The following is a 16,456-nucleotide window of genomic DNA, read 5'->3' on the forward strand; positions in this document are numbered from 1 at the left end:
CACACCGTTCATCGGACAGACCCCGAGCGCAGAGCGTGGCGCAGCAGTGACGACATGAGTTGGTCGCCGATCGACAGACGAGCGCCACTCTCCGCCTGATGCCTTCTCATTGCTTCAGTTGTATCTTCTCGCCGTGAAGAGTAGCTGTCGGTAGTGGAGGCCGTCCACTCCTGCACAGCGGCATCACCTGTGTGGTGTGACCATTTCGATCCGTGTGATGAGCGCCGGGCAGGGATACCGATACTTGCTGAACTCCGTCGTAGTTGGAGACGGGGAACGGGACGCGGTATTGGCCCTGACGCGGTATTACACAGAGTCCGGCACGCCGCCTGGCACGTGGATAGGAGGTGGCATAGTCGGCCTCGCGTCCGTCGTCGAAGGAGACGATGTTTCCGAGCTGCAACTTCGGCGTGTGATGGGGCACGGACAGCATCCTGATACGGGCGAGCAATTGGGGCGCCCGTATCGTCAGTTCGTGAGCGTTGGTCAGCGCGTTGAGCGTCGAGTTGCTCTGCTTCCGAACGAGCTTGAAGAGGTCGAGCGCCATAGCCGAATCGCGTCGATCAAGACGGAGGAAGCGGCCAAGCCACTTCGGGTTCCGGTGGCCGGATTCGACTTGACGTTCTCTGTCCCGAAATCGGTGTCCACGCTCTGGGCCGTCTCTGACGCGGGCATGCAATCGCTCATCGCTGCCGCTCACCACCGCGCGATCAAGGATGTTCTGGATCTGCTCGAGCGAGATGTGGCGATGACGAGGGTCGGCACGGAGGGCCCTCGTGGCGCGGTCGCTCAGGTCGAGGTTCGCGGTGTGGTCGCTGCTGCGTACGACCACTACGACTCACGCGCCTCGGACCCGCAGCTGCACACCCACGTCGTCGTCGCCAACCGGGTGCAAGGGGTGCATGACGGAAAGTGGCGCACTCTGGATTCGCGTGCGCTGCACTCTGCCGTCACGGGCTTGTCGGAGCTCTACAACGCGGTCCTCTCGGATCATCTCTCGCGTTTGTTGTCGATCTCGTGGGAGGCCCGCGGACGTGGTGCCGGCCGAATGGACCGGTGGGAGATCGCTGGTGTTCCGCAAGAGCTGATGGACGAGTTCTCCTCTCGAACGAGGGACATCGAGCGGGTCAAGGAGCGGCTGGCCGACGAGTATGTGGCCAAGCACGGGCGTCAACCGTCGCGCGCGCTGCTGTGGCAGATCCGTCAGCAGGCCACGCTCGAGACGCGCCCGCCCAAAGAACTGCGCTCATTGCGGGAACTGACCGAGCGGTGGCGTGCCCGCGCGTCCGACGTGCTCGGCCGTGACGCGGTGACCTGGGCGCGTGAACTGACCACGACCGGGTCTGGCGAGGCGCTGCTGCGTGCGGACGACATCCCGCTGCAGAACGTAGAGCAGCTGGCATCGGTGGTGGTGCAACAGGTTGCGGAACGCCGGTCGACGTGGCGAAGGTGGAACCTGCATGCCGAGGCCGTGCGGCAGACGATGCGCTACCGGTTCGCGTCGGCTACTGACCGGGATGCGGTTGTGGGGCTGATCGTTGATGCCGCTGAGGCCCAGTCGCTGCGATTGACCCCGCCTGCACTTGCGAGCAGCCCATCTGTGTTCCAGCGTCCCGATGGCTCGAGCGTCTTCCGCCCCAAAGCCTCCACCGTGTACTCGTCCGAAGCGGTCTTCGCGGCTGAGGATCGGCTGCGGGAAGCGGCCGGCCGCCGTGATGCGCCGACGGTCGATCTGGACCTGATAGCTCGGGCTGCTCGCCCGCACGGGCACGGGGAGCGCCCGCTTGGTGCGGATCAGCAGGATGCGATCGGGAAGATCGCCGTCTCGGGACGGGTGCTGGATGTGCTCGTCGGACCGGCAGGCGCGGGCAAGACCACCACGATGCGCGCGTTGCGGCGAGCCTGGGAAGCGCGGTACGGCAAGGGGGCGGTGGTGGGGCTTGCCCCGTCGGCGGCGGCAGCGGCGGTCCTGGGTGAAGAGCTCGACGTGCAGACGGAGAACACGGCGAAGTGGTTGTACGAGCACGACCGGGGCCGATGGGATCTGCGCGCCGGGCAACTCGTGATCATCGACGAGGCGTCGCTGGCCGGCACCTTCGCGCTGGACCGCATCACCGCGCACGCCGCCGAGGCTGGGGCGAAGGTGCTGCTGGTTGGCGATCACGCTCAGCTGCAGGCCGTGGACGCGGGCGGCGCGTTCGGGATGCTCGTCCGAGATCGAGATGATGCACCGGAGCTCGTCGACGTGCGCAGGTTCCGCCACGACTGGGAGAAGCACGCCTCGCTCCAGCTGCGTCTGGGTGACGCCGCCGTGATCGACACGTACATGGACCATGGGCGAGTCGCGGGCGGGGACCATGACCAGATGCTCGACGCCGCCTACCAGGCATGGATGCAGGATCAGACTGCCGGGAAGGTGTCAGTGCTGATCGCCGAGACCATCGAAACGGTCACTGACCTCAACGAACGGGCACGATCGGACCGGATCCTCGCCGGACTCGTCACCGACGGGGGAGTCCGCCTGCACGACGGCACCCGCGCCTCCGCCGGTGATGTCGTGATCACCAGACAGAACGACCGCCGCCTCGCCCTCGGCCGCGGATGGGTGAAGAACAACGACCGGTGGCACGTCACAGGGGCGCACGATGACGGGTCGCTCACCGTCCGGCGTGAGACGTCCCGCTGGCGCAGCACGATCACCCTGCCCGCGACCTACGTCGCAGAGCACATCGATCTCGGCTACGCGATCACAGCGCACCGCGCACAGGGCGCGACCGTCGACACCGCTCACGCGGTCGTCGCCAGCCCCGAGATGACCCGCGAGGCGCTCTACGTCGCCATGACCCGAGGGCGCGAAGCGAACACGGCCTATGTCGTTACCGACCAGCACCACCTCGAGGAACACCAGCACCGCGACGACCTGCAGAACACCGCACGGTCCATCCTGTACGGGATCCTCCAGCACACCGGCGCCGAACTGTCCGCCCGCGAGACAATCACCGCGGAGCAGGACGAATGGGCATCGATCCGACAGCTTGCCGCCGAGTACGAGACCATCGCACAATCCGCGCAACACGACCGGTGGCTCGGGCTCCTCCGCGCAGGCGGACTCGACGAGACCATCATCGATGAGCTCGTCGCCACCGACGCGTACGGCATCCTCAGCGCCGAGCTGCGGCGCCTCGACGCCGAGGGGCACGATGTCGACTCCTTGTTGCCCCGAGTTGTCTTGGCCGGGAACTTTGGGGACGTCGACGATCTCGGCTCGCTTCTGCGCTACCGGATGCAGAAGGTCACGAGCCGGTTCTCTCCGGCGGTTCGGCGTCGCCATCTCATCGCCGGCATCATCCCTAAAGCGGGTGGAGACATGGACGCCGAGATGGCACGAGCGCTCGCCGAGCGCGAGGAGCTCATCACGCAGCGTGCGGTCGCGCTCGCTCGCCGGGCCGCGGGGGAGAGCGGCTCCTGGGCGACGCGCACGCTTCCGTCCAGCGTCCGCCCGCTGCCGGATGACGTCCTCCAGCAGTTGACGGTCGTCGCCGCATACCGTGACCGGTACGCGGTCACCGGCCAAGACACACTCGGCCCTGTCCCGGATGCCGACGCGCAACGCGTGGACTACGAGCGCGCCCGCACTGCACTCGCGGCTCTCCGCGACGCGCGAGACGCACAGCCCGACGCTGCAGAGCAGTCCCTCCACCGGGGTTTCTCCCGGGACGCCCGCTGACGGTCTGCGTTCCCTTCCGCTCGACGGCCGACGAGCGTAACCTGGGCGCAGCGGCAGGACAATCGTTGGCCGACCCCGTTCCGGCGGGCGACGCAGACCCCTCGGGGACCTCAAAGCTCAGGACCACGCCGCACCAACCGTGTTGGCCTGAAAGCGAGGACCCCTGATGATCATCCGCACCCTCTGGACCCTCAGCGTCCGCACCTGCGCCTTCCTGCGCCGATGGATGCCCACGAACATCTTGCTCGACAAGCTCCGTACCCGCCGCGGCCTCAAGTGGGGTGTCCCCGCGATGGGGCTCGGTCTCGTCTACCTGCTCATCGCTACGGCAAGCATCACGCTCATCAACGGAGGTTGGTCGCAGGGGCTCTACATCGTCTTCGTCCTGTGTCTGTGGAACGCGCTGAAGTTCCTTCTCTTCGGCCCGATCAGCCTGCTGCTTCTGGCGAGGGCACTCGTCCATGAACACCGCGCGAAGCGTGATCTCCAACGATCCTCCGCGGACGCAGTGGCCGCGTAGCTCGCGCGGAGCATCGAGGGCATGAGTCGCGAGCGTTGATGCTCGGCAGGCTAGAGGGACGCGTTCTCAACAGCGCAGCCGCTGCCGCAGCTTGGTAGCCAGGTCGAACCGGACTCACGTTCTCCATCGACGCGGGGGAGCGAACCCCTCGTGGATACCCCTGCTCTCAGGTCGGTCGCGCTCGGGCACCTGGTATCCCACATCTCCAGCAAAGGCCACACAGCATCTGACAGCATCTGGCCGACGCCGCGCTGCTGCATCCGGCACGATGAACGTATGGAGGACTATGTAGCCGAGAGCACCGAGTCGATGTGCGCTGAGCACCCGACAGACGAGCATCTCCGTGGGGCGCTTGCGTCCTCCGTCGTGCTTGGTCTTTGCGTGCTGTGTGGGCAGAGCGGGCGTCAAGTCGTGAGTCTTCACGTGGTGGCTCGGACCACACTCGCAGCAGTCCAGAGGAAGTTCGATCACTGGGGTTTCATCCCTGACGAAGAGCAGTTCATGCCGGAGGTCACGTTCGCGGAGATTGTGGAGTCGGTTCTCGTCGCCGCGGTTGACGACGACTTTCGACTTGATATCTCAGCGAAGGTAGTCGAGCTCGTGCGCTTCGACCGGCCCTGGTATGAGGCCTACGACGAGGATGCCGAAGCCGGGACGTACTTCTCCTGGCGTGACTTTGAGTACCGGGTGAAGCATCAGTCGCGCCTGCTTCTTCCTCCCGTCGGTGAGCGCGCCGTGACCCCGCCTGAAGAGAGCTACGTCCTCGCGCGCTCGATGGTGGACTTCGTCTCGGCCAACGACACGTTTGTTCGACGGTTATCGCCAGGAACCCTCCTGTACCGCGCGCGGACGGGCCGCGACGTGCGCGACCTCGAACGCCGAGTGCGGGCGGCACCGAAGGCGGAGATGGGGCCTCCTCCAGCGCATGCTGCGTCGGCAGCGCGTCTGAGCGCCGCTGGCATGCCGATGTTCTACACGGCCCTGACCCCGGAGACAGCATGCGAAGAGGTGGCATCCCATAGTCCGTACGACGAGTGTGTCGTCGCCACCTTCACCGTGGAGCAACCACTTCGTGTTCTTGACCTGACCGCGATACCTGAGCCGATGAGCCTGTTTGATGAGGAGTACACATCCGGCGCGGGTCGCCTGCGTGACTTCGAGTTCTACCGCGACAGGATGACGGACGCGTTCGCGGCAGACGATAGCCAGGCGATGGAGTACCTGCCGTCTCAACTTCTTACAGAGGCGTTCCGCTGGTGGACGGCTCCACGTATTCACGGCATCGCGTACAGCTCAGTGGCGGGCGCCGGGGGCAAGAACATCGCACTGTTCTTCGAGGACTGGGAGTGGATAGAGGAAGTGGGGAGGGAGTTCTACCGCTTCGGCGCCCCGTCCAAGCCAACCTCTCCCATGCCTGACGAGTTCGAGGATCGACCAGTGTTTACCGTCGACGCCGCTTCGGTCACCCGATACGAAGTCACCCGAACCGTCTCGGCTGCGCGCACCAACCCCTGACGCTCGGCATGATGATTGACATGGAGTTTGACCCGGTCTTATCTACCGACGACGCAATGTGCCTCGCGCATATCAGCGACAGGCATCTTCTCCGGCGGGTTGAGGAGTTCGCGGAAGACGGCGACTGCATAATCTGCCTGACGGACGACCTCACACCGAGCGGCCGAGTCGTGAATCTCGAATGGGTGGCACGCGTCGTGGAAGAGGTGGCCCAGACCTCGTACGACCACGAAGGCTGGATATCTGACGGTACGCAGATACTCGATCCCCTGACGACCGAAGACGTAGTGATGGCTCTCCTTGCGGACGCGATCGAACCCGAAGCGCTCGATCTCACCGTCGGCCTCGCGACGGCGCTGATCCAGGAGGAACTCGACTGGTTCGAGCCGTTCGGTATGGACCGCGAAGAGGGCATCGAGTCCGAGTGGGACACGTTCGAGGAACGCGTAAAGCACGAGTCACGGCTCCTGCTCCGCCCTCGTGGAGACAGCCCCAAGTCAGCGCCAGAACGAAACCACGCGTTCATTGAGTCGTTGCTCTTCTTGGCTGAAGAGCGCGCAGGCCTCATTCGCACTCTCCGCCGAGGTACGAAGTTGTACCGCGCGCGCTCCGAGCGGGACGCTCACGAGTTCGAGCGCATCGCTCGCGAGTCACCAGCCCGACAACTCGGTCCCGCACCACGAGAACGTGCGAGTGCTGGACGCATGAACGCGCAAGGCGTCCCTATGTTCTACGTCGCGCTCGACCAAGAGACCGCCTGCGCCGAAGTTGCTTCGCACAGCCCTTACGACGAAGCCGTTGTCGGCCGTTTCATCGTTCAGAAGCCTCTCCGTGTGCTCGACCTCACAACAGTGCCGGAACCGCGGAGCGCCTTCGACGACACGGTCCAGGACGATATCGACGAGCGCCTCAACGCTCTCAGCGTGTACCGAGAGCGCATCACGCGTCCGGTCATTCTTGACGGGAACCACCCTGTTGATTACGCCCCGACGCAACTGATCACCGACGCGTTCCGGTACTGGCCCAAGCAATCGCTCGACGGGATCATGTACCCCTCACGCGTGCGCGAGGGTGGGAAGAACATTGTCTTGTTCTACGGGGACCGCATGTGGTTCGAATCACCGGCGGAGAAATCCTCCCGGTTCGAGGGGTTCATTCGACAGACCGACCACGGGCAGAAGACCTCGCTGTTCCACATCGACCCGAAGACAGTTCGCCGGTTTCGCGTGAGGCGGGAAATCAGCGTTACGAAGGCCTGGCCCTGGAGCGTGGACGAGAGGAACTAGCTCAGCGGTGTGGGCTAGTTCCCCGCGGGCCACCCCAATGTGTCGCATGCAACCGACGGAAATGCTGGTGCGCCGGACGAGGCTGCTTAGCGGAAGATGGGGGTCGAATCCCTCCGGATGTACGCAACGAGCGATGTGTAGGCCTCCCGCCGAGCGGTGGGAGGCTTACAGACAGACTGGGAGGATGCGCAATCCAGGCTCTCCTCAAGCGACCATCCCGGCTGCATCGATAGAAGTTGGCTTCGTCCGTGCTGTGGGGGAGTGGTCCGCTCTTGGCTAGACCCCGCACCCCAATCGGCACGTACGGCACGATCTCTATCCGACGCCAGCCCAGCGGCCGATACGCGGCGCGCACCCGCTATCGCGACTGGGACGGGAAGAGCCGAGAGGTCCAATCCACCGCCGCCACGAGGCCCGCGGCGGAGCGCGCGCTGAAGAAGAAGCTCGCCGAGCGTTCGCTGTTTCACCCCGGGTTCACCGGGATGAGCGCCGACAGCGCATTCACCGCCCTGGTCGACTACTGGCTCGAGGACATGGACCTCGAAGACCGCCTCTCCCGCACCACACGGCAACTGTACGAGCGGAATATGCGCACGCTCGTGCTGCCTGCGCGCACGGCTCCGCAGCCTTCGATTCGTCGACCCGGAGACGCTTTTGTTCGCCACGCGCGTCGGAACACCCCACACGACCAACAACGTCCGACGCCAGCTCCGTGACGTCATGGACCAGGCCGGTATCGAAGACGTCACCCCGCACCGGTTCCGCCGTACCGCGGCCACCGCGATCAACGATGTCGGAGGACTCCAGCTCGCCTCCGAGCTCCTCGGCCACAGCGACCCCGCGATCACCCGCGAGCACTACATCCGGCGCAACGAAACCGTGAACCCCGCCACTGCCGACTTCCTCGAGCAGGCCTTTGGGAGAGCGAGCTGAGCAGCTGAGAAACCTGCCGACTTCCGGTGCGGTGTCCGTCCTCGAAGTCTCTCGGGATGGGTGATCGTGGACCGCGCGGAGGATTTGACCTTTCGTGGGGCGCCCGGCTGTACGTCGTTACCTAGGAGGAGCCTTCTGTTGAGCTGACGTCCGGCAATCGTTTCGTCGATACGCTGAGGTTCAGACGGCGGCAGCGTCGTGTGGCGTTCCGGTGAGGAGGAGCATGCTCGACGACGAACAGCTCGCCGCGATCATCGAAGTTGGGTATGAACAGCGCGGAGTTGAGTTCAAAGCTGCCGGCGATCGTACCGACCGGGCTTTCCTCGCGACCGTCGCGCGCGCTGTCCTCGCGCTCTCGAACCAACGGGACGGCGGCCACGTCATCATCGGTCTCAGCGAGGACGGCGTCGACGCCGACGGAACCGGGCTCAGCGACGAACAGCTTGGACAGTGGCTCTCCTTCGACGACGTGACGGATCAGATCAACGCCTACGCTGATCCGCCCGTTCGCATCCAGCTCGGTCGCGGCCGGCTGCCGAACGACCGTGCCGTCGCGATCATCGAAGTCGCCGAGTTTTCCGAGATCCCAACCCTCAGTAAGAAGGACTACCCGCAGCGAATCGTCGCAAAGCAGCTCTACACACGCTCGCTGGCGAAGCCAGAGAGTTCCATCTCCATGACCCAGAACGAACTGCGGGAAGTGATCGCGCTGGCGACCGAGAAGCAACTTGCGCGGTTCCTCGAGACGGCGCAGCGGGCAGGCGTCAGACTCGGGCAGGCGGAGGCCACCGGGGCCCGCGATGAGTTCGAGGCTCAGGCGCAACGTGCCCTGAGCAGCGGCTTCCACCTGGATGCGACGTTGCCGCAGCTGGTCACGACGATCCGCCCCGAGTCGTTCGATGCGCGCCGGATCCCGTTCCCTGATCTGCTCTCGGCGGTGCAAACTGCCACCGTTCGTCGACGCGGCTGGCCGTTCCCGTGGGTGCAGTACCCGACGTCCGGGCGGGACTGGGCCGGCGAGCACAACAGCAGCATGCATCCAGAGACTTGGCAGTTCTTCGAGAGCGGCCAGTTCCTCGACTCCCGCGCCATCGAAGACTATGGTCCCGATGCCGACGGTTTCCTCGACGACCGGCAGCCGATCAACGGCTATCTCCCGATCTGGCTGCCTCTGCTCCACTTCACCGAGGTCATCGAGTTCGCCGGCCGCCTCCAGCGGGCCCAGTTCAGTAGCGAGCCCATGAGCGTCAAGCTGGCACTCCGAAACATCCGCGGTTTCGTGCTGGTGACTGCGCATCGGAACCGCTCTGGTCTCCACAGTACCTACATGTATAACGACGACACCTGGGACTACGAGATCCTCCTGTCACCGGAAGAGGGGCTTACCAGTCCGAGGGAACTCGCCGTCGACGCCGCGCTGGACCTCCTGCAGCGATTCAACTGGAGGGGCGTGACCCGGGAACTCCTGCAGGGCATCCAAGTCGAAGTCTTCGGGCCAGAACAGCCGTAGTGACAAGTTCCGAGCACACCGCAAGCATCCGATCACGCTCGCGACCATGCTGAAGAGGAGTGGTCCGGCCCGGTGCGCCGTACGGCAGTGTCGGAGGCCCCTGGATACTCTGGGATCGTGAGCATCCCCGCCAACATCACCCAGCTTCTCGCGCGACCGTTGGGTCCTCGCGGGTCCCGGGCGATGGTTGGGTCAGCAGATCCGGCTGCTGAGTTGACGCCGGTCGCGGCCGCCGTGCTAGCAGCGATCCCCGCATGGTGGTCTGTTCGAGCGACACGAGCAGGGCTTGCAGACGAGTGGACGGACGTTCACTTTGCGGTCGATGTCACGCCCCCGCTCGTGCTGGGGGAGACCCCGCCGCTTGAGCCGGACTGGGCGCTTCTCACCGCCGAACAGGTGGGCGCCGCGTATGTCGAGTCGCTCGCGTCGGAGACACGAGCTCGACACGGGCGCCACTACACCCCGCACGAGCTGGCGGGTGAGCTCTGGTCCATGACGAAGGTCGCGCTGGGGATGAAGCAGCCCGTGATGCAGCTGCCGGGGCTCGTGCGCGACCCGGCTTGCGGTGCGGGTGCGCTGCTGCTGCCAGCGCTGAGAGAGCACCTCGCCGCGAGCGCCGCAATCGATCCGCGTCTGGTTCTGAACCGGCTTCCTTCGCTGATCGAAGGCATCGATTCCGATCCGGCCGCGGTGTGGGTGGCGAACGTCGTGCTCGCGGCGGAGATGCTTCCGACACTCGCCCGTATCTCTGAAGCTCACCGCAGGCCGCTGCCCGCCCTCGCGCACGTCGGTGATGGACTGGCGCCGGATCGCGTGCCGGCGCGGGCGGTGCTGATGAATCCGCCTTATGGGCGCGTGCGTTTGAGCGACGCGGACCGCGCGCGTTTCGCGAAGTCGCTGTATGGGCACGCCAACCTCTACGGGATGTTCATGGCTGCCGGAGCTGAGTCGTTGGACTCTGACGGTGTCCTGTCCGCTCTCGTCCCGACGTCGTTCACGGCTGGCCGCTACTTCGAGCCCCTTCGCGCACATCTGACGTCACAGCTCCGGTTGGAGAGCTTGGCGTTCGTTGCCGACCGGTCCGGAGTGTTCACGTCCGTGTTGCAGGAGACGTGTCTGGCGACGCTTACCCGTCGTCGTGTGCGCAAAGTCACCGTGCGAGCGATCGGTTCGGCCGTGGAGGACGTGGCGACGATTGCCTCACCGACGGGCGGCAACCCGTGGATCCTGCCTCGGCGCTCGGACCTGGCTCCTGTGGCCGCCGCCGCCGCGATACTGCCCAACACCCTCTCAAGTGCAGGGTGGAAGGTCAGCACGGGACCGCTGGTATGGAACCGGCGTAAGGACGATCTCTTCGCACGGCCCGCGAACGGGCGTCACCAGATCGTGTGGGCCGCTGACATCGACGGCGGGTCTGTACATCGCGATGCCAGCCGAGCCGCAACCCGGTACCTGGCGCTGCATTCGGAGCGAGACCGCCACGTCATGCTCACAACCACGCCTGTCGTGCTGGTGCAACGCACCACGGCACCCGAGCAGCAGAGGCGACTGGTGGTGGCCGAACTCACCGAGGACGACTTGGCCCGTTCCTCGGGAGGCGTCGTCGTCGAGAACCACGTCAACATCATCAAGCCGGCCGGCGATGAGCAACTCCTAAGCCGACGTCTCCTGACCCGAATCCTCTCGACAGACGCCCTCGACAAGTTGGTCCGATGCATCTCCGGATCGGTCGCGCTGTCCGCGTACGAGCTCGAATCGATCACGCTGCCCGACGCCCAGACACTGAAGGCCTGGGAGAGCTTGCCGCGTGAGGAGCTCGAGCGCGCCGTCGCGCGAACGTACGGCCTTCCGGGGCAGCCGGCGAGATGAGACCAGTCATCACGGCCGAAGAGGCCACCAAGCGTCTCCTTGTTGTCTTTCCGCGCACAGCGTTCGACGCCGTGATGTCCAGCCCGCTTGCCGGCGCTGCCGTTGCCGCACTGATCTATGTCGATGCGGTTGCCGACGATCCTCACACTTTGTTCTGGGCGCGCCCGTCGATGGTGACCTGGATGTCTGAGGTCATGCGTGAACAGGACAGCGACGAGGACCGGCTCGCATGGCGCGGCGAAGCAGCGAAGGGAGCGAAGGCTCTCTCTGGTCTCCTGCAGTCCTGGGGTGTTCCCGACACGCCCGGATACGCGGACAACTCTCGTGAGACGCTGCGAGACGAGACGTTCCGGAAGTGGCGAGAGCATGGCGCGCTCCGTGAGCGCCTTGATCTCCCGAAGACCTCGGGCGCAGGACGCTGGGTGATGGAGCCGCACTTCGCGGAACTCTTCGCGCCCGGACTGAGCGACGCCAACGTGGAGGTCGCCGCTGCTGGATGGCGGGAGACACACCTGTCGCCGGCGGCGAAGCTCCGGGTACGGTTCGCGATCGAAGGAGAGCAAGCGAGTCACGCTGTCACGGTCGCGCTCCCGAACAACGCCGGAACCCGCACACTCGAAGTCGGGCGTGCCTCCCTGATCCTCAAAGGAGTGATCGAGAACTGGGCACCGGCACGGCTGCGCAACCCCTACGTGGTCTCCGTCAGCGAACCGGGCGACAAGATCTTCACGGCAGACGCCAAACTCCTCTCATACCTCGGCGTCACCATCAACGTCTCCAACCTTCTTCCCGACGCGCTGATTGCCGACGTTGGAGACAAGACGGTCGACTTCTGGTTCATCGAGGCGGTCAACACCGACGGCGAGATCAACGAAGCACGCAAGCGCGACTTCCTCGAATGGGCGCTCCTACAAGGCATCGACCCCAAGCAGTGCCGGTTCCTCACCGCGTTCAGCTCACGCAACGATCCCGCCGCCAGGAAGCGATTGAAGGACCTCGCCGAAGGCAGCTACGCGTACTTCGCCGACGAACCGGGCCTCGAACTCGCGTGGTACGCGATCGCAGACAATCACACTGGTGATTCGTGAGGATCGTCAGGAGGTTGACATGCTTGAGGAGCAGTCAGCGGTAACGGCGGATGGCGACGGCAAGGAGGCCGCGCCTGGAGCCGTGGCCCGCGGCGGCTGGTTAAGGCGCAGATTGGTCGCGCTCACGGCCCGACGCGTCGAGCGGCAACAGATCCGGCCCCGCCGACCTGCAAGGCCCGGCAACACCATCCCACTCAAAGCTCTCGCGCCCGACTTCCAACGTGAATACCACCAGGTCTACTTGGACCTGCTTGAACGAGCGCTGCGCCACCCAGACACTCGCAGCGTCGCTCTCACTGGCTCGTATGGATCGGGGAAATCCAGCGTTCTCCGCGCACTCGGACGTACTTGGTGGCGACGTCGGCGCATTGTTGAGCTTTCGCTCTCGACACTTGATCCCGACCTGATTCCTCCTGCTCAGATACAGAACCCGGCCGAGCGCGAGAAGAGCAACCAGATTCAGAAAGAGCTCGTCAAGCAGCTCTTATACCGCCTACCGCCGGGCAGAACACCCCGATCTCGATTCCCCCGCGCCTCGACGCCCAGCTGGGGCACGGGGCTATTCGTCGCCTTCACCGCCGCGGCTACCGTCGGAGCCGTATGGGTGATAGCTCTTCTCGCAGGGTGGCAACCGGACATCACGCAGCGCATCGAAGAAGTCGGCTGGTCCGTACTCTGGTTCTGGGGTATCACGGCCGCTGCGGTTGTGCTCGGCACCACCGCGGCGTGGTGGGTGCTCGCGGGCAGGTACGCGCTCCAGGCAGGCCTGAAGGCCGGAGCAGTCACTGTCAGCCTGACGCCGACCTCGTCGAGCTACTTCGACCAGTATCTCGACGAGATCATGTACTTCTTCCAGGTCAGCAAGGCCAGCATCGTTCTCATCGAGGACGTCGACCGATTCGACGACGCCGTGGTCTTCGACACGCTGCGCGCACTCAACACTCTCCTCAACAGCTCACGTCAGATCCGCCGACGAGTCATCTTCATCTACGCAATCCGAGACAGCGTCCTTGGCCGCATCGGGGCAAAGAAGACAACGAGCGAGGGAGAACCGAGCGACACGGTCACCGTCGATACGACCCCCGTCCTCGAGATCGACAAGGCCAACCGGGCCAAGTACTTCGACGTGATCATCCCCATCGTCCCGTTCGTCACCGCCGACAACGCTCGCGATCTCCTGATGGAGATCATGCAGCCGCACCTCGCGCACAATGAGGGCGCTCCTGGGATCTCACCATCGCTCATCCGGCTCGCCGCACGGCACGTGGCGGACATGCGGACCCTCCTGTCGATCCGCAACGAATTCGAAGTCCACTTGGACCGACTGGTGACCTCTGCCCGGGCACCGATGCCCGACATCAATCACGACATCATCCTCTCTCTGGTGCTTCTACGCGCAACGAGCCCCGATGCCTACGAGAAGATCCGACTCAAGACCAGCCCACTAGACGACCTCAACAGCCGATGGCTCACTCTCGTCGAAGAGAACCTGGAAACCCTCACCGCGGAGCTCACCCGGTTGCGAACCCAGCTGGAGACCGGAGCCACTCTCGACCTGCGGCTAGGACGGGTGGCAACCGCGCTCGACGCGCGACGCTCCGAACTCTTCGAACTCGCGCAAGGAATCACTCCCGAACGGGTCCAGTTCAGCGGTCCTCTGTCAGACGACAACCTGGCGAACCTGACAGGCTGGCAACAGATCGCCGACGGGCAGCTACTCATCCTGACTTTCTCCACCAAGCCGGACCGAAACTACGGTCAGCGCCAGACGAAGACAGCGACGGTCGGTCGGCACTTGCTCGCGCAACTTCTGGACATGCCGATCGATCCTGCCTCATGGCGCACAGCTGACTTGGATGAGCTCAGCGACCAGATCGCATCCACCGAGGCAGAGATCAGATTCCTGAGACACCACACCTGGGCCGAACTGCACTCACGGCCCGACCTCACCGTCGACGCCGTAGGAAGAGAAACTCCGAAACAGGTAACGGACCATCTAGCGAGTGAAGCTCCAGCAGCTCCGAAGGCCGGTGCCTCCACCCATCTCAACTTTGCTGATCTTGTCCAGGAGCATGCGCCGAGTGGACTTGCAGCCGGCCTGATCGCACACGGTTATCTTCCGCGGCACTTCGCGAGGTACGCATCGACGTTCTACGGCAAGGTCGTCGGGCTCAACGCCACCGAATTCATCTCCAGAGCCATCGAACCAGGCACACCCATCATTGAGTACGAGCTGAACGAACAAGACGTTGTTCAAGTCCTCGCAGAACAGCAAGCGGATGAAGACGATGCAGACCTATTCGACGACCCGAGCATCTACAACCTCGACATCGTCGCCTACCTCCTCCTGCACCGTCCTCAGGCGGCAAAGCGGGTCGCGGACCATCTGGCCGCAAGATGGGGCGAGGCAGAACGGAGCTTCCTGAGCCGATTCCTGCAACGGGCAACCAGTGACCAGGCCACCGCACTCACCTCGATGATGGCGCCCGACTGGCAGGACGCGCTCCACTTCACCATTTCGGAAGTAGCGCTCGCCCCTGCCTCTCGACTCCAGTTGGTGGACGCCGTCCTAAGCGCCGTCCGCTCGGGCGAGCGCGACGATCTCGACCCCGAAGTTGGACCGTTCCTTGCTGCCAACTACCCGCAGCTCCCAACCGTTATCGCTCCACAGAACCCGGAGCGCGCAGCCATCGTGATGGCCGTCTTCGAACAGGCCGGCGCAACGATCGCTGATCTCACCCCGCTCAACGACACTGCCATCACCGCAGCGACGGCGCTGAGTATCTATCCGGTAACTGCACCCAACCTGCAAGCGATCGGCGGAGCCGAAGAAGTCCCGCTCGATGCCTTGCGCTCACGGGCAGAAAGCCCGCAGATCTACGAGCACGTGCGTAAACATCTTCCCGACTACCTCGACGCTCTCGGGAAGCTCGACCCGCCAGCGACGCCGATCAAGGAGCCGTCCCAGTTCACCCCTGTCCTCAACGACATCGCAACCTCATTGGGAAGCGACTGGCTCGATGAGTTCGTCTCGGCGACCGCGGATGCCTGCACCGTTCCAGATCTCGAGAGCGTTGACCCGTCAGCGTGGTCGGCGCTCGTCAAGTTCAGGAGAACAGACGAGACTTTCGAGAACGTCGAGCGCTACGTGAACGAGCACGAACTCGACGCCGCGCTCGGCGAGTTCCTTGCCGAGCGCGCTCAGATCACGACCACCGCAGAGGTCGCTCAAGCGGCAAGGTCAGCGCTGGCCGCCACGATCCTTGCCGCGAGAGACTCGCTTCCTGACCCTTCGACGCGCGTCGCGCTCGTGAAATCGCTAGAGCCCGGCGTGCTCCCCATCACGCACGTTCAAGCACAAGACGGTGAGCTCGTAGGACTTCTCCTCAGCGAGGGGCTACTGGCCGACGCCCCAGACACGTTCTCTGCCGACCTGCTCTCGGACTGGCGCAACCTTGAGAGCGCCATCCAGGCGTCCCAGAGCTTCGCCGATTTCGCAGACGCAACCATCATGCCGCCCCGTCACCTCGCGTCCATGTTGACCAGCAGCAAGCTGTCGGCGGATACACGTGACGCGTTGACAGCGAAGCTCGTGGAACTGCTCACGGGAGCAACCGCAGCAGACGGGACTGCTGTCGCCAGTGCGCTCGCCCGGCAAGGCAAACAACTTGACTTCGCGCGGATTGACGCGCTGCGCCAGTCCGGCGCTTCACGCCGCGCGCTCATACAACTCGCGGCTACTCAGAGCGAAGGGCTGTCAACCACCGAACTGAGGGCGCTCCTGCACCCGATGGGCGGGGAGTGCCGGCGGCTCGCTCTCGGAGGAAGTGGCGTCGTACGCTTTGACGTCGACGATGACCATCGAGCTGTGCTCGCCCGCTTGGCGGGGATCACGCACACCGGAGCGAAAGAAGGATTCACTCTGAGGCACGGGACGAAGCTGGAGGCGAATCTGAAACATGCGCCCGCGATCCAGCTGTGAACTCGTACGCGATCGGGCAGCACGGC

General features: G+C 64.6%; 10 protein-coding genes. All 10 read left to right on the forward strand.

All coding sequences use genetic code 11. From position 1 onward, the window contains the following. Window positions 1-196: 196 nt before the first annotated feature. The 10 genes from mobF to AB0300_RS16790 all read left to right on the forward strand — a co-directional run bounded on the left by mobF (window position 197) and on the right by AB0300_RS16790 (window position 16,430). Window positions 197-3,727 carry a MobF family relaxase gene (gene mobF / locus AB0300_RS16745; protein ID WP_366216519.1) on the forward strand — a complete coding sequence of 1,177 codons (3,531 nt, stop codon included), beginning with the start codon at window positions 197-199 and terminating at the stop codon, window positions 3,725-3,727. Between the two features lie 166 nt (window positions 3,728-3,893). Further along, window positions 3,894-4,247, forward strand: coding sequence for a hypothetical protein (locus AB0300_RS16750; protein WP_366216520.1), 354 nt, complete (start codon window positions 3,894-3,896; stop codon window positions 4,245-4,247). Window positions 4,248-4,523: 276 nt separating this feature from the next. Next, a complete protein-coding gene (locus AB0300_RS16755; protein WP_366216521.1) occupies window positions 4,524-5,762 on the forward strand; it encodes an RES domain-containing protein in 1,239 nt (412 codons plus the stop codon). Between the two features lie 20 nt (window positions 5,763-5,782). After that, the gene (locus AB0300_RS16760; RefSeq protein WP_366216522.1) at window positions 5,783-7,048 is read left to right on the forward strand and encodes an RES domain-containing protein; all 1,266 of its coding nucleotides are present in this window, start codon (window positions 5,783-5,785) and stop codon (window positions 7,046-7,048) included. A gap of 272 nt (window positions 7,049-7,320) precedes the next feature. After that, window positions 7,321-7,764 (forward strand): hypothetical protein, encoded by a 444-nt coding sequence (locus tag AB0300_RS16765; protein ID WP_366216534.1) that lies wholly within the window; start codon window positions 7,321-7,323, stop codon window positions 7,762-7,764. After that, window positions 7,703-7,981 carry a site-specific integrase gene (locus AB0300_RS16770; protein WP_366216523.1) on the forward strand — a complete coding sequence of 93 codons (279 nt, stop codon included), beginning with the start codon at window positions 7,703-7,705 and terminating at the stop codon, window positions 7,979-7,981. Before AB0300_RS16765 ends, AB0300_RS16770 begins: the two co-directional genes overlap by 62 nt. Window positions 7,982-8,204: 223 nt before the next feature. Further along, on the forward strand, window positions 8,205-9,491 hold the full coding sequence (locus tag AB0300_RS16775; protein WP_366216524.1) for an ATP-binding protein: 1,287 nt from the start codon (window positions 8,205-8,207) through the stop codon (window positions 9,489-9,491). A gap of 117 nt (window positions 9,492-9,608) precedes the next feature. Beyond that, window positions 9,609-11,360, forward strand: a complete 1,752-nt coding sequence (locus AB0300_RS16780; RefSeq protein ID WP_366216525.1) for an Eco57I restriction-modification methylase domain-containing protein — start codon at window positions 9,609-9,611, stop codon at window positions 11,358-11,360. Continuing rightward, window positions 11,357-12,448: a BsuBI/PstI family type II restriction endonuclease gene (locus tag AB0300_RS16785; RefSeq protein WP_366216526.1), complete on the forward strand. Its 1,092-nt coding sequence runs from the start codon at window positions 11,357-11,359 to the stop codon at window positions 12,446-12,448. The genes AB0300_RS16780 and AB0300_RS16785 overlap by 4 nt, the downstream gene beginning before the upstream one ends. Before the next feature lie 19 nt (window positions 12,449-12,467). Then, a complete protein-coding gene (locus AB0300_RS16790; RefSeq protein ID WP_366216527.1) occupies window positions 12,468-16,430 on the forward strand; it encodes a hypothetical protein in 3,963 nt (1,320 codons plus the stop codon). Window positions 16,431-16,456: the final 26 nt, after the last annotated feature.

It is taken from the genome of Microbacterium sp. NPDC078814, from assembly GCF_040702645.1.
GTDB lineage: Bacteria > Actinomycetota > Actinomycetes > Actinomycetales > Microbacteriaceae > Microbacterium.